This is a genomic window from Methylobacterium sp. E-046, from assembly GCF_022829625.1.
Lineage (GTDB): Bacteria > Pseudomonadota > Alphaproteobacteria > Rhizobiales > Beijerinckiaceae > Methylobacterium > Methylobacterium longum.
Map to the genome: position 1 here is coordinate 127,663 of NZ_JAKSYP010000074.1, position 22,025 is coordinate 149,687.

25 protein-coding genes are annotated in these 22,025 nt (G+C 72.0%); 8 read left to right on the forward strand and 17 right to left on the reverse strand.

Features of this window, described 5'->3' with window-relative positions; translation table 11 throughout:
• The first annotated feature begins 137 nt into the window (after positions 1 to 137).
• From argJ to MKK82_RS05860, 3 genes are read left to right on the forward strand one after another with little or no spacing between them, the layout of a single operon-like run.
• Positions 138 to 1,388 carry a bifunctional glutamate N-acetyltransferase/amino-acid acetyltransferase ArgJ gene (gene argJ, locus MKK82_RS05850; protein ID WP_238287880.1) on the forward strand — a complete coding sequence of 417 codons (1,251 nt, stop codon included), beginning with the start codon at positions 138 to 140 and terminating at the stop codon, positions 1,386 to 1,388.
• Complete coding sequence (locus MKK82_RS05855; RefSeq protein WP_238287882.1) at positions 1,385 to 2,098, forward strand: SIMPL domain-containing protein; 714 nt, start codon at positions 1,385 to 1,387, stop codon at positions 2,096 to 2,098. Before argJ ends, MKK82_RS05855 begins: the two co-directional genes overlap by 4 nt.
• Positions 2,095 to 2,523, forward strand: a complete 429-nt coding sequence (locus MKK82_RS05860) for a (deoxy)nucleoside triphosphate pyrophosphohydrolase (protein ID WP_238287883.1) — start codon at positions 2,095 to 2,097, stop codon at positions 2,521 to 2,523. The genes MKK82_RS05855 and MKK82_RS05860 overlap by 4 nt, the downstream gene beginning before the upstream one ends.
• A gap of 164 nt (positions 2,524 to 2,687) precedes the next feature.
• On the opposite strand, the gene MKK82_RS05865 is transcribed toward MKK82_RS05860, so the two are convergent.
• From MKK82_RS05865 to MKK82_RS05880, 4 genes are all read right to left on the reverse strand, one after another.
• Complete coding sequence (locus tag MKK82_RS05865) at positions 2,688 to 3,665, reverse strand: Gfo/Idh/MocA family protein (RefSeq protein ID WP_238287884.1); 978 nt, start codon at positions 3,663 to 3,665, stop codon at positions 2,688 to 2,690.
• A gap of 100 nt (positions 3,666 to 3,765) precedes the next feature.
• Complete coding sequence (locus tag MKK82_RS05870) at positions 3,766 to 4,197, reverse strand: DoxX family protein (RefSeq protein WP_238287982.1); 432 nt, start codon at positions 4,195 to 4,197, stop codon at positions 3,766 to 3,768.
• Positions 4,198 to 4,235: 38 nt separating this feature from the next.
• The gene (locus tag MKK82_RS05875) at positions 4,236 to 4,865 is read right to left on the reverse strand and encodes an alpha/beta hydrolase (RefSeq protein WP_243984887.1); all 630 of its coding nucleotides are present in this window, start codon (positions 4,863 to 4,865) and stop codon (positions 4,236 to 4,238) included.
• A 60-nt stretch (positions 4,866 to 4,925) separates the two neighbouring features.
• Positions 4,926 to 5,861 (reverse strand): ring-cleaving dioxygenase, encoded by a 936-nt coding sequence (locus MKK82_RS05880; protein WP_238287891.1) that lies wholly within the window; start codon positions 5,859 to 5,861, stop codon positions 4,926 to 4,928.
• 122 nt (positions 5,862 to 5,983) lie between these two features.
• Here MKK82_RS05880 and MKK82_RS05885 point away from each other — a divergent pair, with 122 nt between their 5' ends.
• Positions 5,984 to 6,982 carry a LysR family transcriptional regulator gene (locus MKK82_RS05885; protein WP_243984889.1) on the forward strand — a complete coding sequence of 333 codons (999 nt, stop codon included), beginning with the start codon at positions 5,984 to 5,986 and terminating at the stop codon, positions 6,980 to 6,982.
• Positions 6,983 to 7,270: 288 nt separating this feature from the next.
• A complete protein-coding gene (locus MKK82_RS05890) occupies positions 7,271 to 7,912 on the forward strand; it encodes a GntR family transcriptional regulator (protein WP_238287897.1) in 642 nt (213 codons plus the stop codon).
• A gap of 104 nt (positions 7,913 to 8,016) precedes the next feature.
• On the opposite strand, the gene MKK82_RS05895 is transcribed toward MKK82_RS05890, so the two are convergent.
• From MKK82_RS05895 to MKK82_RS05910, 4 genes are read right to left on the reverse strand one after another with little or no spacing between them, the layout of a single operon-like run.
• Positions 8,017 to 8,610: a GbsR/MarR family transcriptional regulator gene (locus MKK82_RS05895; RefSeq protein ID WP_238287899.1), complete on the reverse strand. Its 594-nt coding sequence runs from the start codon at positions 8,608 to 8,610 to the stop codon at positions 8,017 to 8,019.
• A 42-nt stretch (positions 8,611 to 8,652) separates the two neighbouring features.
• Entirely contained in the window at positions 8,653 to 8,775 is a 123-nt protein-coding gene (locus MKK82_RS05900; RefSeq protein ID WP_238287901.1) for a DUF2474 family protein, read from the reverse strand.
• The gene (gene cydB, locus MKK82_RS05905; RefSeq protein ID WP_238287902.1) at positions 8,775 to 9,782 is read right to left on the reverse strand and encodes a cytochrome d ubiquinol oxidase subunit II; all 1,008 of its coding nucleotides are present in this window, start codon (positions 9,780 to 9,782) and stop codon (positions 8,775 to 8,777) included. The genes MKK82_RS05900 and cydB overlap by 1 nt, the downstream gene beginning before the upstream one ends.
• 7 nt (positions 9,783 to 9,789) lie before the next feature.
• Positions 9,790 to 11,208 (reverse strand): cytochrome ubiquinol oxidase subunit I, encoded by a 1,419-nt coding sequence (locus MKK82_RS05910; RefSeq protein ID WP_238287903.1) that lies wholly within the window; start codon positions 11,206 to 11,208, stop codon positions 9,790 to 9,792.
• A gap of 259 nt (positions 11,209 to 11,467) precedes the next feature.
• Here MKK82_RS05910 and MKK82_RS05915 point away from each other — a divergent pair, with 259 nt between their 5' ends.
• Positions 11,468 to 12,667, forward strand: coding sequence for a pyridoxal phosphate-dependent aminotransferase (locus tag MKK82_RS05915; protein ID WP_238287904.1), 1,200 nt, complete (start codon positions 11,468 to 11,470; stop codon positions 12,665 to 12,667).
• A gap of 7 nt (positions 12,668 to 12,674) precedes the next feature.
• On the opposite strand, the gene MKK82_RS05920 is transcribed toward MKK82_RS05915, so the two are convergent.
• The 3 genes from MKK82_RS05920 to MKK82_RS05930 form a co-directional block, all read right to left on the reverse strand.
• Positions 12,675 to 13,601 (reverse strand): dihydrodipicolinate synthase family protein, encoded by a 927-nt coding sequence (locus MKK82_RS05920; RefSeq protein ID WP_238287905.1) that lies wholly within the window; start codon positions 13,599 to 13,601, stop codon positions 12,675 to 12,677.
• Between the two features lie 451 nt (positions 13,602 to 14,052).
• Positions 14,053 to 14,562 carry a DUF2243 domain-containing protein gene (locus MKK82_RS05925; protein WP_243984891.1) on the reverse strand — a complete coding sequence of 170 codons (510 nt, stop codon included), beginning with the start codon at positions 14,560 to 14,562 and terminating at the stop codon, positions 14,053 to 14,055.
• 200 nt (positions 14,563 to 14,762) lie between these two features.
• Positions 14,763 to 16,775 carry an OPT family oligopeptide transporter gene (locus MKK82_RS05930; protein WP_238287908.1) on the reverse strand — a complete coding sequence of 671 codons (2,013 nt, stop codon included), beginning with the start codon at positions 16,773 to 16,775 and terminating at the stop codon, positions 14,763 to 14,765.
• 213 nt (positions 16,776 to 16,988) lie between these two features.
• On the opposite strand from MKK82_RS05930, the gene MKK82_RS05935 reads away from it, so the two are divergent.
• Together MKK82_RS05935 and MKK82_RS05940 are read left to right on the forward strand one after the other, a co-directional pair.
• Positions 16,989 to 17,438 (forward strand): DMT family transporter, encoded by a 450-nt coding sequence (locus MKK82_RS05935; RefSeq protein WP_238287910.1) that lies wholly within the window; start codon positions 16,989 to 16,991, stop codon positions 17,436 to 17,438.
• A 45-nt stretch (positions 17,439 to 17,483) separates the two neighbouring features.
• Positions 17,484 to 17,927: a DMT family transporter gene (locus MKK82_RS05940; protein WP_238287911.1), complete on the forward strand. Its 444-nt coding sequence runs from the start codon at positions 17,484 to 17,486 to the stop codon at positions 17,925 to 17,927.
• A gap of 40 nt (positions 17,928 to 17,967) precedes the next feature.
• On the opposite strand, the gene MKK82_RS05945 is transcribed toward MKK82_RS05940, so the two are convergent.
• The 6 genes from MKK82_RS05945 to MKK82_RS05970 form a co-directional block, all read right to left on the reverse strand.
• Positions 17,968 to 18,696, reverse strand: a complete 729-nt coding sequence (locus tag MKK82_RS05945; protein ID WP_238287913.1) for an SDR family oxidoreductase — start codon at positions 18,694 to 18,696, stop codon at positions 17,968 to 17,970.
• 225 nt (positions 18,697 to 18,921) lie between these two features.
• A complete protein-coding gene (locus MKK82_RS05950; protein WP_238294249.1) occupies positions 18,922 to 19,125 on the reverse strand; it encodes a CsbD family protein in 204 nt (67 codons plus the stop codon).
• Positions 19,126 to 19,233: 108 nt separating this feature from the next.
• Positions 19,234 to 20,094 carry a PhnA-like protein gene (locus MKK82_RS05955; RefSeq protein ID WP_279602822.1) on the reverse strand — a complete coding sequence of 287 codons (861 nt, stop codon included), beginning with the start codon at positions 20,092 to 20,094 and terminating at the stop codon, positions 19,234 to 19,236.
• Positions 20,095 to 20,221: 127 nt separating this feature from the next.
• Positions 20,222 to 20,686: a CsbD family protein gene (locus tag MKK82_RS05960; RefSeq protein ID WP_243984893.1), complete on the reverse strand. Its 465-nt coding sequence runs from the start codon at positions 20,684 to 20,686 to the stop codon at positions 20,222 to 20,224.
• Between the two features lie 66 nt (positions 20,687 to 20,752).
• On the reverse strand, positions 20,753 to 20,926 hold the full coding sequence (locus tag MKK82_RS05965; RefSeq protein WP_243984895.1) for a CsbD family protein: 174 nt from the start codon (positions 20,924 to 20,926) through the stop codon (positions 20,753 to 20,755).
• Positions 20,927 to 21,019: 93 nt separating this feature from the next.
• Positions 21,020 to 22,025, reverse strand: a 1,006-nt coding sequence (locus MKK82_RS05970; RefSeq protein WP_243984897.1) for a helix-turn-helix transcriptional regulator, incomplete at its 5' end; no start/stop codon positions are given.

Here is a 22,025-nt window from a genome sequence, read left to right on the forward strand (position 1 = left end):
GGCGCAAGTCCGCCGCTTCGAAGCAGGCCGGCATCACGCGTTCGTCGGATGGGCGCGCGGTTGACGGCGCCGGGGGTGCACGGGCAACACCGGCCGGCCGCGGAGACTCACGCCGCGCGCTGCCGGAGCCCGAGCCGATGTCGTCCGCGAAATCCCCGCCCGTCTCTCCCTTGGCGCCGACGGCGAACCCCACGCTTCCGCCCGTGCCGGGCGTGCGCATCGCAACCGCCCAGGCCGGCATCCGCTACAGCGGCCGCACCGACGTGCTCTACGTCGCCCTGGAGGACGGCACGAAGGCGGCCGGGGTGTTCACCCGGTCGAAATGCCCATCGGCGCCGGTGGATTGGTGCCGCGAAGCCCTGACCGACGGCGCGGCGCGGGCTCTGGTGGTGAATTCCGGCAACGCCAATGCCTTCACGGGGCGCGCCGGCCGCGAGGCCGTGGCGCGCACCGTCGCGATCGCCGCGGCGGCGGCGGGCTGCGATTCGCGCGCGGTGTACGTTGCCTCCACCGGCGTAATCGGCGAGCCGCTCCCTGCGGAGCGATTCGAGGGCGTGCTCGCGGCGTGCGCGGAACGGGCCGAACCGGGGCCGGCCGCCTGGGAAGCGGCGGCCCGCGCCATCATGACGACCGACACCTTCCCGAAGCTGGCGACCCGGACCGCCGAGATCGCGGGGGTGCGCGTCACGATCAACGGCATCGCCAAAGGCGCCGGCATGATCGCGCCCGACATGGCCACGATGCTGTCCTTCGTCTTCACGGATGCCGCTCTGTCCCAGGACGTGCTGCAGGCCCTGCTGTCGGCGGGGGCGCGGACGAGCTTCAACTGCGTGACCGTGGACGGCGACACGTCCACCTCCGACACCCTGATGCTCTTCGCCACCGGCAAAGCCGGCAACACCACGGTGTCCGACCCCGCGGACCCGGCCCTCTCCGGCTTCCGCGAGGCCCTGGACAGCCTTCTGATCGAGCTGGCCCAGCTCGTCGCCAAGGACGGCGAGGGCGCGCGCAAGTTCGTCACTGTGCGGGTCACGGGCGCCGAGAGCGACGCCTCGGCCCATCGCATCGCGATGTCCATCGCCAACTCGCCGCTGGTCAAGACCGCGGTGGCGGGCGAGGACGCCAACTGGGGCCGCGTGGTGATGGCCGTGGGCAAGGCCGGCGAGCCCGCCGACCGGGACCGGCTGGCGATCTGGTTCGGGGACGTCCGGGTGGCCGTGGAGGGCGCACGGGACCCCGCTTACAGCGAGGCCGCCGCGAGCGCCGTGATGCGCGCGCCGGAGATCGGCATCCGGGTCGATCTCGGCCTGGGTGACGGCACCGCCCGCGTCTGGACCTGCGACCTGACCAAGGCCTACATCGAGATCAACGGGGATTACCGCTCGTGAGGGCCGTCCTGGTCGGAGCCATCCTCGTCTCGGCGCTGGCGGCGACGGCGCGGGCCGATGACGCCGCGTGCCGGCACCAGATCAGCGTCGTCGGGCGGGCCGCGGAAGCGCGGGCGCCGGACTTCGCCGAGGTGACGGTGGGCATCGAGGCGCGCGGCGCGACCGCGGCTGCCGCCCTCGATGCGGCCTCGAAGGCGGTCGCCGGCGTCTCGGCCCAGGCGCGGGCCCTCGGCGTGCCGCCGGCCGACATCGGCACGGCTGCCGTGACGCTGCAGACGGCCACGCGCTCCGTGACGCGGCCCGGCGGGGCCAGTGCGGAGGAGCCCGACGGCTACCGCGCCAGCAACCTCGTCAGCGTCCGGCTCAGCGACATGGGGCGCCTGGGCGACCTCCTGCGCCAAGCCCTCGACGCCGGGGCGAACCGGATCGACGGCGTGAACTTCGGGCTCCGCGATCCGGATAGGACCGAATCGACCCTCCAGACCGCCGCGGCGCGGGATGCGCGAACCCGGGCGGAGGCGATGGCCGAGGCGGTGGGCGCCAAGCTCGGGCCACTCTGCGCGCTGAGCACCGCGGGCGCCGCGCCCACGCCCATGATGGCCCGCGCGCTCCCGGCGCCCATGGCGGCGAAGGGACGGCGCGTCCCGATCGAGGCGGGCACGATCGAGATGTCCGCCGAGGTCTCGGCCACCTTCGCGGTGACGCCGTGAGCGGGCCGGAACAGCCGCCGCTGCGCCTCCTCCTGGTGGTCGCCGTGGCCCTGGTCGACGCCGACGGCCGGGTGCTGGTGAGCGAGCGTCCGCCGGGCAAGCAGCTCGCCGGCCTGTGGGAGTTTCCCGGCGGCAAGGTCGAACCCGGCGAGCGCCCGGAGGCGACGCTGATCCGGGAACTGGCGGAGGAACTCGGTATCCGGGTCGAGGAGCCCTGCCTGGCGCCCCTGACCTTCGCCAGCCACGCCTATTCGGACTTCCACCTGCTGATGCCGCTCTACATCTGTCGGCGCTGGTCGGGCACCCCGCGCCCGATGGAGGGTCAGGCGCTGAAATGGGTCCGCCCCAAGGCGCTGCGGGATCTCGCGATGCCCCCCGCGGACGCGCCGCTGATCCCGTTCCTGATCGATCTCCTGGAGGTCTGATCGGGTTCCTCCGGACGCAAGGTTGATGCGGCCATGCCCGTCATCACGAGCGAAGCGACCCGGGTCAGCGCGACCTCGGATCTCCGGGTACGGCACAGGCCTGCTGCGCGGCCCCCGCAGGGGCGGCGCAGGGCTTCAGCGGAGGTCGGGCGGGGCGCCCGCCGTCACAGGGCCAGGATGCCTTCGACCGCCTCCTGGACGTCGAGCGCCTCCGCGAAGGTGGCGAGGTGGTGAGACTGGCCGCGGGCCATCCGGACGACGCCGTCGAGCTGGCGCCGCAGCGTGATCGGCCGCAACCGCTCGTTGGGGATCGCGTCCGGCTCCGGCGCGAAGGACCCGTCCGGCCCGCGGCGCTCGGCGATGGCCCAGTCGCGCAGCCGGACGGCGCCCGCCTCGCCCTCCAGCGTCCAAGTGTTGTGGTCGTCGGCCCCGGTGCCGCCAACCCGTCCGGTCAGGGTCACCGGGACCCCGCCGGCCGTGAGCGTCACGTCGATGGCGCGCTCGGACCGGCCGGACTCCGGGAAAGCGACGCGTCCCTCGAGGCCCTGCAGCGGCCCGAGGAGGCGGCGGGCGAGGAACAGGAAGTGCGAGACGACCTCGCGGGTGAAGCCGCCCTCGGCGCGCCCGTCGAGCCAACCGGCCGCATCGGCCTGCCAGGGGCGCGGCCAGCGCGCGAAGGCCACCGTGATGGCGAGCCGCTCGGCCTGCCCGACGACGCCGTGCGCGATCCAGCGCTCCAGCGCCGCCACCCCGGGCGAGGAGGCGAAGGGGAAGTTCACCGCGCCGGCCTCGCCGGCCGCCGCCACGAAGGCGCGGGCCTCGGCGCGATCGATGGCGAGCGGCTTCTCGCAGAAGATGGTTCGCCCCGCCTCCAGGGCGGCGCGGGCATGGGCGAGGTGCGAGGCCGGCGGCGACGCGACGTACACGCAGGCGCTCGCCGCCACGACGGCGGCGGCATCGGCCACGCGCGGCACGCCGGGGAAGGCCGCGGCGATGCGGGCCAGGGCCTCCGGGGCCGGATCCCAGATCGCCGCGACGCGAACGGGCGAGTCCGGCGCCCCGTGGATCGCGTCGAGCAGGCGCTCGCCCATGATCCCCGCGCCGATGATCCCGAGGGCGAGGCGTTCGTCGGTGGCCGGCATGCTGGGTCCCGCGGGTGATGGGCCGCGATCCGCGGTCCGCTGCAGCCTTTAGGGAACCGGCGGGAGTCAGGGAAGGGCGCGGGCGGAACGGCGCCTGCGGTCACCGCCGGCCGAGCCGATCGTCCAGGCTGAAGGGGCCGCCCCCGAAGGCCGCGACCTGCAGGAGGCCGCCGGCCATGGCGAGGTTCTTCAGGAAGTGGAACATCTGGTTCTGATCGCCCAGCGCCGCGTGGAAGGTCACGGCGGTCGCCACGGCGAAGGCCGCCAGGATCAGCGCGACGAGCCGGGTGCGGTAGCCGGCGATCAGCAGCAGGCCGCCGACGATCTCCACCAGCGTGGCCGCCGCGTAGGAGACCGGCGGCAGCGGCAGGCCGGCGGCCTCGATCGTGGCCAGCGTCGCGCCGGGCGCGGCGAGCTTGCCGGCCCCACTCACCAGGAAGATCGCGCTCAGTAGAACGCGGCCGGCCGTCGCGGACAGGCCGGCGACGCGCGTGCCGGCGGCAGTGGAGGCAGGCGGGTTCGGGGAGATCATGATGATGTTCCATCCTGTACGCGGGTCGAAAGCGAAATTCACGCCGCGCTCCGGAGCGCGGCGGTCTGGAGCCAGCCGGCCGCGACGCTGACCTCGGCCTGCGACAGGCCGTGCCCGGCGGGCAGGATCCGGTGCTCGACGGTCGCGCCGGACGCGGTGAGCTGTGCAGCGAGGCGCCGGGCGTTCTCCACCGGCACGATGGGGTCCATCGCCCCGGAGAGGATCAGGACAGGCCGGCCGGCGAGATCCGCTGCGGGCGGCTCGGCGAACGGCACCATCGGGCGGATCAGCACAGCCCCCGCCAGGGTCTCCGGCCAGAGCAGCAGCGAGGCGGCGATGTTGGCGCCGTTCGAGAAGCCCAGTGCCAGGGGTGCTCCGAGGCCGTAACGCTCCCGGGCCGCTGCCACGAAGGCGGCGAGGTCGCCGGTGCGGCGGCGCAGGTCCGCCTCGTCGAACACGCCTTCGGCCACGCGCCGGAAGAAGCGCGGCATGCCGTTCTCGGTCACCGGCCCGCGCGGGGCGAGCAGTGCGGCGCCCGGCGCGACCATGCGGCCGAGCGGCAGAAGATCGGTCTCGTTGCCGCCCGTCCCGTGCAGGAGCAGCAGCGGCCTGGCGGCATCCGCGCCGGGCTCGAAGCGATGGATGAACTCGACGGTGTCCTGGGTCATGGCATCCTCCTGGCGGTACATCGCGGGCCCGCCCCGCTTCGCGCGGGGCGGGCCCGACGGTCAGGCGACCTTCGGCAGCACGGCCTCGATCTCGGCCCGGTGCGGCTCGAGGCCGGCGGGCAGCTTCAGGGCGCTGCCGAGGGCCTCCACCGGCTCGTCGACCGCGAAGCCGGGCGCGTCGGTGGCGATCTCGAACAGCACGCCGCCGGGCTCGCGGAAGTAGATCGACCGGAAGTACTGCCGGTCGCGCTGCTCGGTGACGTGGAGGCCGCGGGCGGTGAGCCTCTCACCCATCGCGGCCTGCGCGGCGTCGTCCGCCGCCCGGAACGCGATGTGGTGGACCGAGCCGGCGCCCGGCCGGCCACGGAGGAAGCCGCCCACCGCCCGCAGGGTCACGAGCCCTCCGATCGCGGCGCTGCCCGCGAAGCGGATCAGGTTGCCCTCGCGGGCGACCTCCCCGAGACCCAGCACCTCCGTGAGGATCGCGGCCGTGGGCTCGGCCTTGTCCAGGAGGAGCGTCACCCCGTGCAGCCCACGGACGGCGTGCTCGGCGGGAACCTCGCTGGAGGCCCATCCCTCCGCGTCCCCGCCCTCCGCGCCCATGTCCACCCCGACCAGGGCGAGCATCATGCCGTCCGGATCGCGGAAGCGCAGGGTCGGCTCGCCGAAGACTTGGACGAGCGGCTCGTGGGCGACGCCCTTCTCGATCAGGCGGTGGGTCCACCAGCCGATGGAGGCGCGGGGTACCCGGAAGGCGGTCTCCTGCGTCTCTCCCACCCCGATGCGGCCCGGGGCCGCGTGCTCGATGGGGAAGAAGGTGAGGATCGTGCCGGGCCGTCCGGCGGCGTCGCCGTAATACAGATGGTAGGTGCCCGGATCGTCGAAGTTGACGGTCTTCTTCACCAGCCGCAGCCCGAGGATCCGGGTGTGGAAATCGAGGTTGCGCAGGGCCGGGCCGGAGAAGGCCGTGACGTGGTGGAGGCCGGTCTGAACCATGGCGATGTCTCCCGGGAGGCCGCCGCAAGAGGCGCGGCGCGTTGCCGATGACGGGAATGTGCCCCTTGCCGCCGATCCATAAAATAGAAACAATGGAAATCCATCGTTTCTGGAATTGACCCATGCGGCTGCCCGATTTCGAGGCCTGGGCTGTCTTCGCCAAGGTGGTGGAGACCGGCTCCTTCGGGCGTGCCGCCGCGGAGTTCGCGCTATCGAAGGGGACCGTCTCGAAGGCGGTGGCGCGGCTGGAGGCTCGGATCGGCGCCCGGCTGTTCAACCGCACGTCGCGTAAGCTCGCCCTCACCGAGGCGGGGCAGGCCGCGAAGGACGGTGCCGCGCGCATCCTGGCGGAGGGTGAGGCGGCCGAGGCGCTCGCGATGGCGGGCTCAGCCGAACCGCGCGGACTGGTGCGGCTGGCCGTCCCGATGACCTTCGGCGTGATGCACGTGGCGCCGCTGCTGCCGGATTTCCTGGCCCGGCACCCCTCCGTCGCGGTGGACCTGCACCTCTCCGACGCGGTGGTCGACCTCGTCGGCGGCGGCTTCGACATCGGGCTGCGCATCGCCGCCCTGCCGGATTCGTCCCTGCGGGCGCGCCGCCTCTGCGCGATCCGCCGCTCCCTGGTGGCAACCCCGGATTACCTCGACCGGCACGGCCGCCCGACGCATCCGGACGATCTCGCCCGCCACACCTGCCTCGGCTACGCCTACCTGCCGAGTCCCGACCGCTGGCGCTTCATCGACGCCGCCGGCGTCGAAGCAGTGGTCCAACCCGCGGGCCAGCTCCGGGCGAACAACGCCGAAGCGCTGGCACCCGCGCTCCGGGCGGGCCTCGGACTGGCGCTGCAGCCCGATTTCATGATCTGGGACGATCTGGAAACCGGCCGGCTGGAACGGGCCCTGCCCGGCTGGTCGCCGCCCCCGATCGCGCTGCATCTGGTAACCCCGCACGGCGATCCCCGACCCGCGCGCGTGACGGCGCTCATCGGTTATCTCGGCCAGGCGCTCGCGCGGGCGCCGTGGGCCGGGCCGAACCATCCCGCGGAGCGGTCCGACGCGCTTGCCGCACACGGAACCGGACGCGGATCAGTTGACCCAGCCGGATCCGCGCCCACGCTATGACGGGGTCTCGTCCGGTTGGACGCCCGAGGCAGTCGGGGCCTGCGTCATCGCGCGTGTCTTGCAGGCGAGACCGGCAGCGGGACGGCCCGGGCCTGGAACTTGCGAGGGCTCGGTCCCTGACGTGCTCGCCCGGCTAAACCTGAAGTTTCAAAAAGTCGTATCCGTGCCGGATCTACAAGACTTTCATGCAGCTTCACGTTATGTCTAGATGCATACGGTGACGTTGAGGCCCCGATGGACATAGCGGTCCCCACCAGACCGGAGCCAGACCGGCTGCGGCACAAGACGATGGCTGCCGCGGTCGCGGATTCGCTGCGCCAGAGAATCCTGAACGGGGAGCTGCCACCGGGCGTTCAGCTCCGCCAGGACGCCCTGGCCGAGCAGTTCGGCATCAGCCGGATCCCGGTCCGGGAAGCCCTCCTGCAGCTCGAAGCGAACAACCTCGTGAAGATCATGCCGCATCGCGGCGCGGTGGTGACGGGCGTGTCGCTGGAAGAGCTGGAGGATATCTTCCAGCTCCGCGGGCAGCTCGAACCGCAATTGCTGGTCGTCTCGGCGATGCACCTGACGCCCGCCGACATCCAGGCGCTCCGCGCCGTGGCCAGTGCCTACAGCGATACGCTGGCCGGGGGCGAGGTCCTCCGCTGGGGCGAGCTGAACCGGCGCTTCCACCTCGACCTGCTTCGCCACGCGCAGCGCCCGCGCTCGCTGAGCATCCTGTCCGGGCTCCTTCAGGACTGCGACCGGCCGACCCGGCTCCAGCTCTCGACGGTCGGCGACATGGCGCGAGCCGAGCAGGAGCACGGGCGGATCCTCGACCTGTGCGAGGCGCGGAGGATCGACGAGGCGGCCGCGGCCCTGCGCGCCCATGTCGAGCATGTCGGCGCCGCCCTCGTCGCGATCTACCGGCGCGTGCTCGCGGACGCCTGACGGGGGCGGTCCGCCCCGAGGGGGCGCGACCCGCTTCGGCGACGCGGCCGTCACCGCGTCCGAGGGAGGACGGCCGGCCGCGTGCGCGGGTCGGGCCGCCGTCCTCAATCCGTCGGCTTGATGTCCGACTTCGCCGCTCGGCCGCCGATGCGCCCCGGCAGGCGGACGAGACGGTCCTTCACCTCCAGCACCTTCTGGACCTTGGAACCGAGGGTGAGAAGCTGGACGAGGCGCTCCGTCTCGAGGCGGCGCACGTCCGCGTACCAGCCGGCGAAGAGCTCGAACAGGTCGTGCATCTCGCCGAGGCGGGCCTGAGCGTGGCGCTCCCCCTCCGTGCCGGCCTCCTGCATCAGGAGTTCGCGCAGCAGGGTCAGGGTCGGGTCGATCTCCCGCTTCTTGCGTTCCTCGACCAGCGTGCGGACGATCTGCCAGATATCCTCCGGCGTCGCGAAATAGTCCCGCCTGTCCCCCGGCACGTGCTGGAGGCGCACGAGGTTCCAGGCCTGCAGCTCCTTGAGGCCCATGCTGACGTTGGAGCGCGAGACGCCGAGGCGCTCGACGATCTCGTCGGCGTTGAGCGGCCGCTCGGCGACGAACAGCAGGGCGTAGATCTGCCCGACGGTCCGGTTGATGCCCCAGCGCGAGCCCATCTCGCCGAAGTGCAGCACGAAGGTCTGGACGAGGGGAGGCAGATGCACGGTGACGGTCCGACGCGGGGGTCCGGGTTCGGTGCCGGCTTATCAGCTCTTGAGCCAGAACCGGAGGAGCGTCGCGACGCATCCGAGGCCGACGATGCTGGACGCCCAGATCGCCGCGAACCACGCGAGACGCTTCCAGAGGGGGAGAGCCGTGGCGTCCGTCATCAGTGGTACCCGTGCGCGTCGACCTTCCCGCGAAACACCCAGTAGGAATACGCGGTGTAGATCAGGATGATCGGGATCAGGACCGAGGCGCCTACCAGCAGGAACACTTGGCTCGCCTCGGGGGCGGCCGCCTGCCAGATCGTGATCCGGCCCGGCACCACGTCGGGGAAGATGCTGATGCCCAGTCCCAGGAAGGTCAGGGCGAACAGGCCCAGCGCGATCAGGAAGGGCGCCCGCTCGGCACCGCCCCGCAGGGTGCGCCACAGGGCGTAGGCCGCGAGCGCCACCAGCAGCGGCACCTGCGCGGTGATCAGCACGTTCGGCATCGCCAGCCAGCGCTCGTAGTAGCGGCCCTGGAGGAAGGGCGTCACCGCGCTGACGAGGGCGATGGCCGCGACCGTCGCCACGGTGAGGCGCAGGGCGTAGCGCCGGGCCTGCATCTGGAGCAGGCCCTCGGTGCGCATCACCAGCCAAGTCGCGCCGAGGAGCGCGTAGCCGACGACCAGGCTCGCGCCGACGAGGAGGCTGAAGGGCGTGAGCCAGTCCCACCAGCCGCCGGCATAGGCGCGCCCGTTGACCGCGATGCCCTGCAGGAGCGCGCCCAGCGTGATCCCCTGGGCTAGGGCCGCCACCAGCGAGCCGCCCGCGAAGGCCAAGTCCCAGGCGGCGCGGTGGCGGGGATCGCGCCAGCGGAACTCGAAGGCGACGCCGCGGAAGATCAGCCCGAGCAGCATCGCGATGATGGGCGCGTAGAGCGCCGGCAGGATCACCGCGTAGGCCAGGGGGAAGACCGCGAACAGGCCGCCGCCGCCCAGCACCAGCCAGGTCTCGTTGCCGTCCCAGACCGGGGCGACCGAGTTCATGGCGGTGTCGCGCTCCGCGCCGGGCCTCAGGACGGGGAACAGGAGTCCGATGCCGAGATCGAAGCCGTCCATGACGATGTAGGCGAAGACCGCGAAGGCGATGACGAGCGCCCACACCACCGTGAGGTCGAAACTGTAGGCCATGGCTTCCTCACTCGGCCGGCTGGAGGTGGCGGTCGGGATCGATCGCCGGGGCGGGCGTGATGCCCGCCGTCCGGATCGGCGCGCCGGGCTCGATCCCGCTCTCGCCGGCCTGCGGGGGCTTGCCCATCAGGCGCAGGATGTAGCCGGTGCCCATGGCGAAGACCGCGAAGTAGATCACCACGAAGGCGGTGAGCGAGGCCGCCACCGCCGGCGCCTGGAGCGGCGAGGCGGACTGCGCCGTGCGCAGCAGGCCGTAGACCGTGTAGGGCTGGCGCCCGACCTCGGTGGTGATCCAGCCGGCCAGCACCGCCACGAAGCCGGCCGGGCCCATCGCCACCGCGAAGCGGTGCAGCGGGCGCCACGCGTAGAGCGCCCCGCGCCAGCGGGCCACGAGGCTCACGCCGCCCAGGAGCAGCATCAGCATCCCGAGGCCGACCATGATGCGGAACGACCAGAACACGATCGGCACCGGCGGCCATTCCGACCGCGGCAGGCTGTCGAGTCCCTTCAGCGGGGCGTCCAGGGCGTGCTGCAGCACCAGCGAGGACAGCTTCGGGATCTCGACCGCGTAGCGCACGGTGCCGGCCTCCTGATCGGGCAGGCCGAACAGCACCAGCGGCGCGCCGTCCGGGTGGCTCTGGAAGTGGCCCTCCATGGCCATGACCTTGGCGGGCTGGTGCTCCAGGGTGTTGAGGCCGTGCGCGTCGCCGGCGAGGATCTGGACGGGCGCAACCAGGGCGGCCATCCACATCGCCATCGAGAACATCGTCCGGGCGGCCGGGTTGGCCCGGTCGCGCAGCAGGTGCCACGCGCCGACCGCACCCACCACCAGGGCCGTCGTGAGGTAGGCGGCCAGCACCATGTGGACGAGGCGGAACGGGAAGGACGGGTTGAACACGATCGCCCACCAGTCCAGCGGCACGAACTGGCCCTCGGCGTTCGTGCCGTAGCCCGCCGGCGTCTGCATCCAGGAATTCACCGCCAGGATCCAGAACGCCGAGAAGAAGGTCCCGAACGCCACCATCAGCGTCGCCGCGAAATGCAGCCGCGGCCCGACCTTGCGCATCCCGAACAGCATCACCCCGAGGAAGCCCGCCTCCAGGAAGAAGGCCGAGAGCACCTCGTAGGCCATCATCGGGCCCAGCACCGGGCCGGTCTTGTCGGAGAAGACCGACCAGTTCGTGCCGAACTGGTAGGACATCACCAGCCCCGACACGACGCCCATGGCGAAGGCGATCGCGAAGATCTTAATCCAGTACTTGAACAGGTCCATGAAGACCTGGCGCCCCGTGGCGAGCCACAGGCCCTCCAGGACGGCGAGGAAGCTCGCCAGCCCGATCGAGAAGGCCGGGAACACGATGTGGAACGCCACCGTGAACCCGAATTGCACGCGGGCGAGGATCAGCGGATCGAGATTGGCGAGCACGACGGACCTCCGGCCCAGCGGTTGCGACTCGCGTTATAGCAATTTCAGAAATTTCTGAAAAGTCGATAATTCTGGTCCATCGGCGGCGAGCGTCGCACCCGCGAGGATCCTCGGGCCTGGACGCGCGGAGCCGAACGCGGCAGGGTCGGGGCCATTCCAACGAGCCGAGACCCGGCAGGCACGGTGCCCCTCCGGGCAACAGCGCCGCGAGGCGCGCCCATCGGCCGTGCCAGCACACCACGAGAACCGCCCGCATCCCATGGCCCAAACCTCAAGCCCCGCCGCCGTCGACCTCGCGGCCGCCCTGTCGGCCCGGATCCGGGGTGTCGGCACGAGCCAGATCGGCCTCGTGGCGGACCGCGGGCGCGACGACCCGGAGGTCGTGAAGCTGTGGATCGGCGAGGGTGACCTGCCGACCCCGCCCTTCATCGTCGAGGCGGCGCACCGCGCCATGCTGGACGGGCATACGCGCTACACGACCTCGCTCGGTCTTCCGGCCCTGCGGGAGGCGCTCGGCGCCTATCATGCGCGGCACTGGGGCGTGGACATCCCGCCCGACCGGTTCGCCGTGACGGCGGGGGGGATGAACGCCATCATGCAGGCCGCGCAGGTTCTGCTGGAACCGGGCGACGAGATCATCATCCCCTCCCCCGCCTGGCCGAACCTGCGCGAGGCGGTGCGCATCGCCGGCGGCGTGCCCGTCGCGGTCCCCTATCGCAGGCTGCCGGACGGGCGCTTCGCCCTGCCGCTCGCCGACATCGCGGCGGCGATCACAGCGCGCACCCGCGTGATCATGGTGAACTCGCCCTCCAATCCGACCGGCTGGACGATGCCGCTCGCGGAGATGACGGCCCTGCGCGACCTCGCCCGCGACCGCGGCCTCTGGATCCTGTCGGACGAGGTCTACGCGCACTTCACCTACGGCAATCGGATCGCCCCGTCCTTCCTGCAGATCTGCACCGAGGACGACCGGCTGATCGTGACCAACACCTTCTCGAAGAACTGGGCCATGACCGGCTGGCGCGCCGGCTGGGTGATCTATCCCCGCGGCCTCGCACCCACGTTCGCGAAGCTCGGGCAGTACAGCACCACCTCGATCTCGACCTTCGTCCAGCACGCCTGCATCGCGGCCCTCGCGGAGGGCGACGGCTTCATCCGCACCATGGTGGACCGCTGCGCCGAGGCCCGCACGATCCTGGTGGACGGGCTGTCGGGCCTGCCGGGCGTCACCGCCGCGCCGCCGGACGGGGCGTTCTACCTCATGGCCCGGATGGGCGGCGACGAGCCCAGCCTCGACCTGGCGCTTCGGCTGCTGCGGGAGGCGAAGGTCGGGGTGGCGCCCGGCACCGCGTTCGGACCGGAGGGCGAGGGTCTGGTGCGGATCTGCTTCGCCATCAGCCCGGCGCTGGCGCGGGAGGCGGTGGAGCGCCTCTCGGCCGTCCTGCGCCGCGCGGGCTGAAACCGCCTCACCGTCCCCAGCGCAGCACCAGCGCGTCGTTCCGGCGGGCCAGCTCGATCAGGCCCGAGCGGGTCGCCGGGTGCAGCGGCTGGATCGGCAGCCGCGCGGTCTCGTGGGCGATCACGCCGCCCTCCCGCATCAGGGCCTTGCAGGCGAGCAGCCCGCATTGCCGGTTCTCGTAGTTGATCAGCGGCAGCCAGCGCGCGTAGGCGTCCATCGCGGCGTCCCGCCGGCCCGCCGCGTAGGCATCGGTGATCTGCCGGATCCCGTCCGGGTAGGCGCCGCCGGTCATCGCCCCCGTGGCGCCGGCATCGAGGTCGGCCATCAGGGTGATCGCCTCCTCGCCGTCCCACGGACCCACCACGGCGTCGCCGCCCAGCGCGATCAGCTCGCGGAGCTTGCCCGCCGCGCCCGCGGTCTCGATCTTGAAGTAGGCGACGTGCTCGATCTCGCGGGCCATGCGGGCGAGGAAGGCCGCCGAGAGCGGCGTTCCCGCCACGGGCGCGTCCTGGATCATGATCGGGATCGCGATCGCGTCGGAGACGCCGCGGAAGAAGTCGTAGATACCGAGATCCGGCACGCGGATCGTGGCGCCGTGATAGGGCGGCATCACCATCACCATGGCCGCTCCGGCCGCTTGCGCCCGGCGCGAGCGCTCGGCGCAGACCTGCGTGGCGAAGTGCGTCGTCGTGACGATCACCGGCACCCGGCCCGCCACGTGGTCGAGCACCGCGTGCATCACGGTCTCGCGCTCGTCGTCGGTGAGGACGAACTGCTCCGAGAAATTGGCGAGGATGCACAGGCCCTGGCTGCCCGCGTCGATCATGAAGTCGATCGCCCGGCGCTGCCCGTCGAGGTCGAGGGCGCCGGAGGCATCGAACACCGTGGGGGCGACTGGGAAGACGCCGCGATAGGCTTGGGCGGGTGAGGTCATGGGCAGTCCTTCTGCCGCGATCGTGCATCTCCGCGGACGATTCGCAACCGCGGCCGTGACGTGCCCGAGTCTGAGCACGCGACGGACCTGCGCCGAACGGTGCGGACCCGATCATCGCGCCTCCTGGCGCGTCCGACCAGTGCCCGTGCGCCCCCTCCCCGCGCCTGCTGCTGCGCGACGCGCCGACCTCGGACCTCGATCCGGACCTGGCCGCCGAATCCTGGACGTGCGCGCCGCTTCCCGAGCCGGCTCCGAGATCGGCCGCCGCGCAGGGGCCAACCCCTTCGACAGGGCGGCGCGGTTCAGCGCGACAGGCAACGCAGGCTGAGAAGGTCTTCGAGGGTCAGGGCCGAGCCGAAGAGGAGCGGTCGCCACGCCGGGAGGGTTGCGAGGGTCAGGCCGGCCGTGAGGATGAGCCAGGGCAGGACGGACCGGCGATCCGGGCCGGCCCTCAAACCGAGGCCCGCGCCATCGCCGCCTCCTCCGCCCGGCCGACCTGCACGAGGCCCAGCCCCGCCGCCAGCATGGCGCCGCCCCAGAGCAGGAAGCCGATGTCCCAGTAGATCCACTGCGTCCGCGGCAACGACTCGTTGACGTGGTGCACGCCGAGAATCTCGTGGTCGATCACGCCCTCGACGAGGTTGAACAGGCCCCAGCCGATCAGCAGCGACCCGATCAGCAGCTTGTTGGACCAGTAGAGATGTGCGCGGTGTGCGGTTCGCCAGAGGAGGAACAGTCCCAGCACGACGAAGACGTAGGTCGCGCTGTGGAAGATGCCGTCCCAGCGGGTGTTCAGCTCGAGGTTCGCGATCGTGTCGATCGGGTACCAGCTGCTCAGCATGTGGTGCCATTGCAGCACCTGATGGAGCACGATCCCGTCGAAGAAGCCGCCCAGCCCGAGTCCGAACAGGATGCCGGCGCTCAAGGGAAAGACGCGCTCTCGGGCTTCGGCCGCTTCCATGCGCAAATCCGGCTCCGGACGATCAGGATGACGGAGGTCGAGGGTTTCATTCCCGGGATCGCGCGGCAATCCAGGGCGGCGCGGGACCGATCAGCAGGGCGGGGCGGAATTACCCCACCGCGCTCGGACCGCTCCTCGACTGCCTTTCGGACTGTGCTGGGGCCCCGAGGCGGAAACCCGCCCGGGACCCCGATGGATCCCTAACCCCTTCGCGGTGCCTCGCCCGGGACAGAGACCATCCGGTGATAGACCGCGAGGCCCGCCAGGAAGACCGCGAGGCCGAGCCCCGTGGCGTAGGGGGCGAAATCCTTGCCCACGATGGCCAGCGCCGCGCTGTGGCCGGCCAGGAGATCGGTCCCGGCGAGCAACACGCCGACGCAACTCTCACCGACGAGGAAGCCCGAGGCCAGCAGCACGCCGCGGCGCCGCGCCGCCCCCAGAGCCTTGTCGGCGGCCCGCGCGTCACCCTTGCCACCGACCCGGGCGCGCAGCCGGCGCTCGGCGACCCAGGCGAGGATGCCGCCGATGGCGATCGTCACCTCCACCGACAGCGGCAGGTACATGCCGATGCCGACCGTCAGCGCCGGGAAGGTGAGGTTGCGCCGCTTCAGCCATGTTTCCGCGGCCACCAGGATCACGCCGAGTCCCGCACCGATCAGCACCATGTTCCACGGCAGTTCGCTGTGCGTGATGCCGTTGGCGATCTGGGTCATCAGGGCCGCCTGGGGCGCCGCCATGGCGCTTCCCGCATCCTGCCCGTCGCGTGCGGGCGCGCCGACGAAGCCGTAGGCCTCGTAGAGCAGCGACAGGAGCGGGGCGATCACCACGGCGCCCACCCCGACGCCGATGATGAGCGCGACCTGCTGGTGCCAGGGCGTGGCGCCGAGGACCTGGCCGGTCTTCAGGTCCTGCAGGTTGTCGTTCGCGATGGAGGAGGTCGTGATGACCACGGCGGTCAGCAGCAGCGCCATGCCGGTGACGAACCGGTCGCCTTCCGGTCCGGCGGAATGCCCGAGGATGAAGGGCAGGAGCAGCGCGGTCGCCATCGTGGTCAGGATCCCGATTCCCGAGATCGGGCTCGACGACGACCCGAGCAGGCCCGCGAGGTAGCCGCAGGCGGCCGCCATCAGGAAGCCGAACAGGATCGTGAACAGGGTCGCGGCGATGGCCAGCACCACCGTCAGGCCGCCGAGATCGGCTGGCTTGGCAAAATACCCGAACAGGATCGCCAGCGGCGCGCACAGGGCCAGCGTCGCGGCGGCGACCCAGGTGATCGGCAGGTCGCGCTCCTCGCGGGGATGATCCTTGCCGAGGCCGCCGCTTCCGGACAACGCCGAGCGGATGCTTTTCAGGATCGGGCGCGCCAGCGATCCCACCGTCCAGAGACCGCCCACCGCGATGATGCCGGCCCCCATGAGGCGCACCTGCCCGGACCAGATCGCCTCCGCAGCCTCACCGGCGGACTTGGCGGAATCGGGCGACAGGGCCGTCAGCACCGGCACGGCGATCCCCCAGGCGATCAGGACCCCGGTCAGCAGCGCGAGGCAGGCGCCGATGCCGACGAGGTAGCCGACGCCGACCAGCGCCAGCGAGAAGCCCGTCCCGGTGCGGAACACGGCGCCGCCGAGGCTGATCGCACCGTTCAGGCCGTCGCCCAGGATCCGCAGCCCGCTGGTGGCGAGGCCGATCGTCCCCGCCGCCGCTGCGGCGGCGAGCAGGTCGCGCAGGCCGTGGCTCCCCTCCTCTTCCTGGCCGGTCTTGAGCACCTCGGCGGCGGCCACACCCTCCGGATAGGGAAGATCGCTGCCGGAGACGAGGGCCCGACGGAGGGGGATCGAGAAGGCGACGCCGAGCAGGCCGCCCAGCATGCAGACGGCCGTGGTCTGCCAGAAGGGGAAGCCCTGCCAGTGCCCGATCAGGACGAGGCCGGGCAGGGCGAGAATGACATTGCAGAGCGTTCCCGCCGCCGAGGCCTGCGTCTGCACGATGTTGTTCTCGAGGAGGCCGGCGCCGCCCATCAGCCGGAACGCGCCCATCGAGATCATCGCGGCCGGGATCGACGACGAGAACGTCATCCCGGTCTTCAGCCCCATGTAGAGGTTGGCGGCCATGAAGATGACGGTGATGCCCGCCCCGAGCACGATGCCGCGCAGTGTCAGTTCGGCCGGACGGTCCTGGCCCGTCGGCTTGGTCGTCGGGCTTCGCGCGTCCATCGCTCACTCGGGTTGCCGTACGCAAACCGCCCGGAGGCCGAAACCTTTCCCGCGACCCGACGACGTGTCCGGCCGGAGGGCCTGAGTCGATCTGTCCCTGGGTCATGCCGCCGATGTGATGCAGTCACCGGCCGACCCGGCGGGTTCCCCGCAGACCGCCCGCGCCGGGTTCAGCCTGCGCGCCCGTCACGTCACGCGCCGGGATCCCTCACCGTGTCCAAGTGGTACCTCTACGGCTTCGCCCTGCTGGCCGGCGTCGCCAACGCCATCGAACCCGGCCAGAACGCGACCCTGGCCAAGGTCACCGGCCAGCCGATGCTGGCGGGGGTGTTCTGCTTCGCGGTGGCGATCCTCTGCTTCCTGGGCGTCATGGCGGTGGTCCGGTGGCGCGACCGGCCGTCCACCGGCGAGGCGACTCCCGTCCCGCGGTGGGCGTGGCCCGGCGGCATCCTCGGCGCGGCGGTCGTCCTGGCACAGCTCTACGTCTCCGAGCAGGTCGGGGCGGCGCCGTTCCTGGGCTGCGTCATCACGGCGGGCGTGATCGGCTCGATCGCCCTCGATCATTACGGTCTCGTCGGCTTCGCACGCCACAGCGCGAGCCGCTGGCGCGTCCTCGGCGGCATCCTGATGATCGCGGGCGTCGCCCTGGTGGCGGGCTTCTGACGGGTCCGGCCGCCGATCCCAACCCCCACCCGACAGGATGCGATCATGCTCTTCCTCTACGGCATCGCCTTGCTGGCGGGGCTCGCCAGCGCGGTCGAACCGGGCCAGAATGCGGCCCTCGCCAAATCCCTCGCGCGGCCCCTGCTGGCGGGCGTGGTGAGCCTCGCCGTCAGCATCGGCGCGTTCGTGGTGATCATGCTCGTAACGGGACGGTACGGGCTGCCGGGGATGGACCGCCTCGCGCAGGTCCCCTGGTGGGCCTGGCTCGGCGGCCTGATGAGCGCGGTTCTCGCGGCGGCGCAGCTCTACCTCTCGAAGGAGATCGGGGCCGCCACCTTCCTCGGCCTGATCGTCACGGCCGGCGTGGTCACCTCGATCCTGCTCGACCATTTCGGCCTCGTCGGCTTCAAGGTCCACCCGGCCGGCCTGTGGCGCCTCCTCGGCGGCGCCCTGATGATCGGCGGCGTCGGCCTCGTCGCCCGGTTCTGAGACCCTGCAGGGCGACGACGGCGGCGCCGTACCGTCGGGTTCAGATGGTCCAGCCGCCGTCGATGGTGACGGCCTGACCGGTGGTGTAGGTCGCCCCCGCCAGGTAGACGGCGAGGTCGGCGATCTCTTCCGGCGTTCCGAGCCGCCCGATCGGCTGCCGCGCGATGAAGGCCGCGCGGGTCTGCTCGTAGTCGCCCTGCGCGCGGATGCGCTCCTGCAGCGACGGGCTCTCCACGGTTCCAGGGCAGATCGCGTTGCAGCGGATGTTGTGGGCGACGTAATCGGCCGCCACCGCCTTGGTGAGCCCGATCACGGCCGCCTTGGTGAGCCCGTACGCGAAGCGGTTCGGCACGCCCTTCACCGAGGAGGCGACCGAGGCCATGTTGATGATGGCGCCGTCCCGCCGCTCGATCATGCCGGGCAGCACCGCGCGGATCGTGCGGATCATCGCCTTGACGTTGAGGTCGATGGCGACGTCGAGGTCGGCATCGGGCATCTCCAGGATGGTCCCGCCATGGACCACGCCGGCGCAGTTGAACAGCACGTCCACCGGACCGATCCGGTTCACGCACGTGGTGACGGCGCCGGCATCCAGAACGTCGAGGATCGCGGTTTGGAGGTTGTCGGCGCGCAGGTCGCCCAGCGCCGCCGCGTTGACGTCGGTGGCGTGAACCCGGGCACCGGCCCGCGCGAAGGCGAGCGCGCTGGCACGCCCAATTCCCTGCGCGGCCGCCGTGATCAGGACCGTTTTCCCGGCGAGATCTGTCATCGTGTGCTCCCTGCAGGCTGCGTGACGGCGAAGACAATCGCCTCAATCACCGTGATCGCAAGGCACAATCGCGAGGCACGCTCGCAAGGATCACTCGCAAGGATCACTCTGGCGCGGGTGGGTGAGCCGCCGCCACGCAGGGCGGCACCGGTCCGCCCGGTGCCGCCGCCAGGGTCGCGGCGCGGCCGGGACAGCGCCGGCGCGACCGGCGCCGTCGGGGCGCGCTCAGCGCCGTCCGGTGACGGTCTCGGCCAGGGACTTGGCGCCGTCCTTGACGTCGCCGACCGTCTTCTGCGCCTCGCCCTTCAGCTCCTGCGCCTGGCCCTCGGCCACCAGCCGGTCGTTGCCGGTCACCCGGCCGGCCGCCTGCTTGACGTTGCCGACCGCCTCGTTGGCCAGGCCCTTGAGCTTGTCCGTCGTGCTGCTCATCGTGTGCTCCTGCTGCGCGGGTGGGGGGCCGGTCTCCCGGCCGGGGATGGCCCCCGCCGGCGGCGGGGACCGAGGATGGCGCCGAGGATGGCGCCGAGGACGGCGGCGTCAGGCGCGGCGGGTCTCGTAGGCGCCCAGCAGCGTCACCGGCTTCGGCGCGCCCAGGCGCCCGCCCAGGAACGCGGCCAGCCCGCCCAAGAGCAGAGCCAGCGCGGCGTAGAACGCGCCCTGCGTGGCCGCCGACTTCGCAGTCACGGCCGCGGCCTCGGCCTTCTGCTTGGCGGTGGCCACCGCCTGCTCGTACTGCTTCTGGTAGTCGTCGATCTGCGCCTTGGCCTGGTCGGGCGAGGTGCCCTGGGCCCGGGCCAGCGCGTCGGCGGCGCGGCTCTTGGCCTGCTCCTTCTGGGCCGCGTCGCCGGTCAGCACCGCCCGCACCGCCGCCACCGCCGCGTCCCGGGCCGCCTGCGGATCCTGGCCGGCGGACTGCTCGCGCACCCGCTGCTCGATGCCGTCCAGCGGGTTCGAGATCTTCGACAGCGACGGCGCCGCCGCCTGGGCGGCGGTCTGCACGGTGCCGCCGACCAGGCTGCCCGCCCCGCCCAGCGCCCCCGAGACCGTGCTCAGCGTGCCGCCGACGAGGCCGCCGGCCGCCGAGGTGAGCAGGTAGAGCACCACCAGCGTGGTCACCGCCCACGACACCAGCCCGTGCAGGGCGGCGGCTCCGGGCAGCGGCTTGCCCGACAGCCGGCCGGCGATGACGCCGCCGGCCAGCGAGGCGACGATGCCCGAGGCCACGAACCAGAGGCCCGCGCCCATCGAGGCCGTGGCCGCGGACGGGGTGTCGGCCGCCGTGGTGCCGACCGAGGCCAGGCCGACCCCGACGCCCACGAGGTTGACGATCACCTGCGTCACCAGGGCGGTGACCGCGCCGGCGAAGATGGCGCCCCACGAGACCTCGTTGAGCAGCATCGCGCGCGTGTCGGCCTGGGCCGCGCCCGTGGCGAGGGGGGATGTGGTCGTCTGGATGGTCACGCTGTCACTCCGGTTGGCGGGTCGTTCGTAGGGTTGTTCATGGGCCCGGTCGGGGCCGGCCGGCTCAGTCGCGGCTGGCGCTGACGAGGAGGCCGAGGCCGAAGCCGACGGCGCCGGCGACGAGCAGGGAGGCCAGCGGGTACGCGGCGACCTGATCGCCGACCTCGTGGGAGCCGCGGCGCAGGGCGTGGCGGCTGCGGGCGTAGGCGTCCTCGGCGAAGTCGGAGGCGGACTCGTACCCGTCGTGCGCGGCCCGGCGGGCGCGCTGCTCGACGTCGTCGGACCCGACGAGGCCGCCGACCGTGTCGCGGATCCGGCCGCCGAGGTCGCGCGCGGTGTCGGCGACGTGCTCGGCGGCGTCGCGGGCCGTGTCCTTGGCCTGGCCGTAGAGGTTCTCGGCCTGCCCGGCCGCCTCCCGGGCGCGGCCCTCGACCGAGTCCCGCCGCGAGCCGGTCAGGTCGCCGACCGCGCCCTGCAGCTTGCCGCCCAGCGCCTGCGCGGCGCCCGTGATCCGATCCGTGTCGACCATGTCGTTCTCCTCGTGTCGTGAAGGGCGGGAGCGCGCCTCGTCCTTGAGGCACCCCGCGGAATGTCGTCAGTCCCGGTCCGAGCCGGCGGGCTTGGTTCCGGTGCCCCGGGCGGCGCGGGCCTGACGTTTCTGCCGCCGCCCCTCGGCCTCGATCCGGACGTCGCCGGTGAGCTTGCCGAGTGCTTCCTTGATCGAGCCCTTGCGATGATCGGTGGGGGGCGCGGTGCTGTCTTCGGTCATGGGTGCTCCGTCGTGTTCGAGAAAACCCGGGACCGATTTCGAGATGATGCGGCAGGCTCCGGGATCAATGAGATAAATATACCGGTATCATGATCAATTTTTTCCTGATGATTGCAGCGGAAAACCGTTTTCTCGCCCCCAGACGATTGCCTCGCTGCGCTTGTGGACGCCGAGTTTGCGGTGGAGGGCGGCGCCGTGATTGCGGACCGTGTTGCGCGACAATCCGAGCTTGCGGGCGATGGCGTCGTCGTCGAGCCCCGAGCAGATGAGGGTCAGGATCTGCCGTTCGCGAACCGTCAGGTTGAGGGCGCAGGCATCCGGTCGTCCCGCCTCCGGCCGGCGCAGGTTGGCGAGCTTCTCGATCAGGCCGCGGCTGAACCAGGACGTGTCGGCCATCACGGCCTCGAGGGCGTCGAACAGCTCGCGCTCGGTGTGCTTGCGGTCGGTGATGTCCTGCATCACCAGCAGCACGAACGGATCGTCCTCGATCTCGATGCGCTCGGCCGAGACCAGGCAATCGAGGCTCGCCCCGTCCTCGTGCCGCAGGCACACCTCGGCGCCGTGCAGGTAGCCGTGCCGGTTCATGGCGGCCTCGACGTCCATGCGCTGCCGATCGTTCACCCAAAGCCCGGCCTCGGCCAGGCTGCGGCCGATGACCCGGTCCTCGCCCAGGCCGAAGACCCGGGTGAAGGCCTCGTTGATGCCCGTGACATGGAAGTCCCTGCCCCGGGCGAGCACGGTCGGGACCGGAGTCAGGCGGAACGCCTTAGCGAAGCGCGCCTCGCTCTGACGCAGCGCCGTCTCGGCCTTCCGGCGCAGTTCGAGGTCGGCGAAGGTGAACAGCATGCAGGGCTCGTCGCCCATGTCGATGGGCTGGCCGGCCACGATGACGAACCGGCTTCCGCCCTCCGGCAGGCCGAGGCACGCCTCCATCTGCGGGATCGGGCTGCCCTCCTTGAGGCGGGCGCTCCCGAGGGCGCGGTTGCGCGCCTCGGCCAGCACGTGGACCTCGTAGACGCTGAGTCCGATCACGGCATCGCGGGTGAAGCCTGTCATCTCCAGGAAGCCGGTGTTCACCTTGACGTGGCGCAGATCGGAC

Bases quoted from the DNA above. Each gene is read 5' to 3' on its own strand.
- MKK82_RS05915 (WP_238287904.1), top strand. From the start codon at position 11,468: ATGGCCCAAACCTCAAGCCCCGCCGCCGTCGACCTCGCGGCCGCCCTG.
- MKK82_RS05900 (WP_238287901.1), bottom strand. From the start codon at position 8,775: ATGACGGACGCCACGGCTCTCCCCCTCTGGAAGCGTCTCGCGTGGTTC.
- MKK82_RS05965 (WP_243984895.1), bottom strand. From the start codon at position 20,926: ATGACCGAAGACAGCACCGCGCCCCCCACCGATCATCGCAAGGGCTCG.
- MKK82_RS05920 (WP_238287905.1), bottom strand. From the start codon at position 13,601: ATGACCTCACCCGCCCAAGCCTATCGCGGCGTCTTCCCAGTCGCCCCC.
- MKK82_RS05925 (WP_243984891.1), bottom strand. From the start codon at position 14,562: ATGGAAGCGGCCGAAGCCCGAGAGCGCGTCTTTCCCTTGAGCGCCGGC.
- MKK82_RS05890 (WP_238287897.1), top strand. From the start codon at position 7,271: ATGGCTGCCGCGGTCGCGGATTCGCTGCGCCAGAGAATCCTGAACGGG.
- MKK82_RS05885 (WP_243984889.1), top strand. From the start codon at position 5,984: ATGCGGCTGCCCGATTTCGAGGCCTGGGCTGTCTTCGCCAAGGTGGTG.
- MKK82_RS05950 (WP_238294249.1), bottom strand. From the start codon at position 19,125: ATGAGCAGCACGACGGACAAGCTCAAGGGCCTGGCCAACGAGGCGGTC.
- MKK82_RS05960 (WP_243984893.1), bottom strand. From the start codon at position 20,686: ATGGTCGACACGGATCGGATCACGGGCGCCGCGCAGGCGCTGGGCGGC.
- MKK82_RS05945 (WP_238287913.1), bottom strand. From the start codon at position 18,696: ATGACAGATCTCGCCGGGAAAACGGTCCTGATCACGGCGGCCGCGCAG.
- MKK82_RS05870 (WP_238287982.1), bottom strand. From the start codon at position 4,197: ATGATCTCCCCGAACCCGCCTGCCTCCACTGCCGCCGGCACGCGCGTC.
- argJ (WP_238287880.1), top strand. From the start codon at position 138: ATGTCGTCCGCGAAATCCCCGCCCGTCTCTCCCTTGGCGCCGACGGCG.
- MKK82_RS05875 (WP_243984887.1), bottom strand. From the start codon at position 4,865: ATGACCCAGGACACCGTCGAGTTCATCCATCGCTTCGAGCCCGGCGCG.
- MKK82_RS05930 (WP_238287908.1), bottom strand. From the start codon at position 16,775: ATGGACGCGCGAAGCCCGACGACCAAGCCGACGGGCCAGGACCGTCCG.
- MKK82_RS05880 (WP_238287891.1), bottom strand. From the start codon at position 5,861: ATGGTTCAGACCGGCCTCCACCACGTCACGGCCTTCTCCGGCCCGGCC.
- MKK82_RS05955 (WP_279602822.1), bottom strand. From the start codon at position 20,094: ATGCTGCTCAACGAGGTCTCGTGGGGCGCCATCTTCGCCGGCGCGGTC.
- cydB (WP_238287902.1), bottom strand. From the start codon at position 9,782: ATGGCCTACAGTTTCGACCTCACGGTGGTGTGGGCGCTCGTCATCGCC.
- MKK82_RS05865 (WP_238287884.1), bottom strand. From the start codon at position 3,665: ATGCCGGCCACCGACGAACGCCTCGCCCTCGGGATCATCGGCGCGGGG.
- MKK82_RS05940 (WP_238287911.1), top strand. From the start codon at position 17,484: ATGCTCTTCCTCTACGGCATCGCCTTGCTGGCGGGGCTCGCCAGCGCG.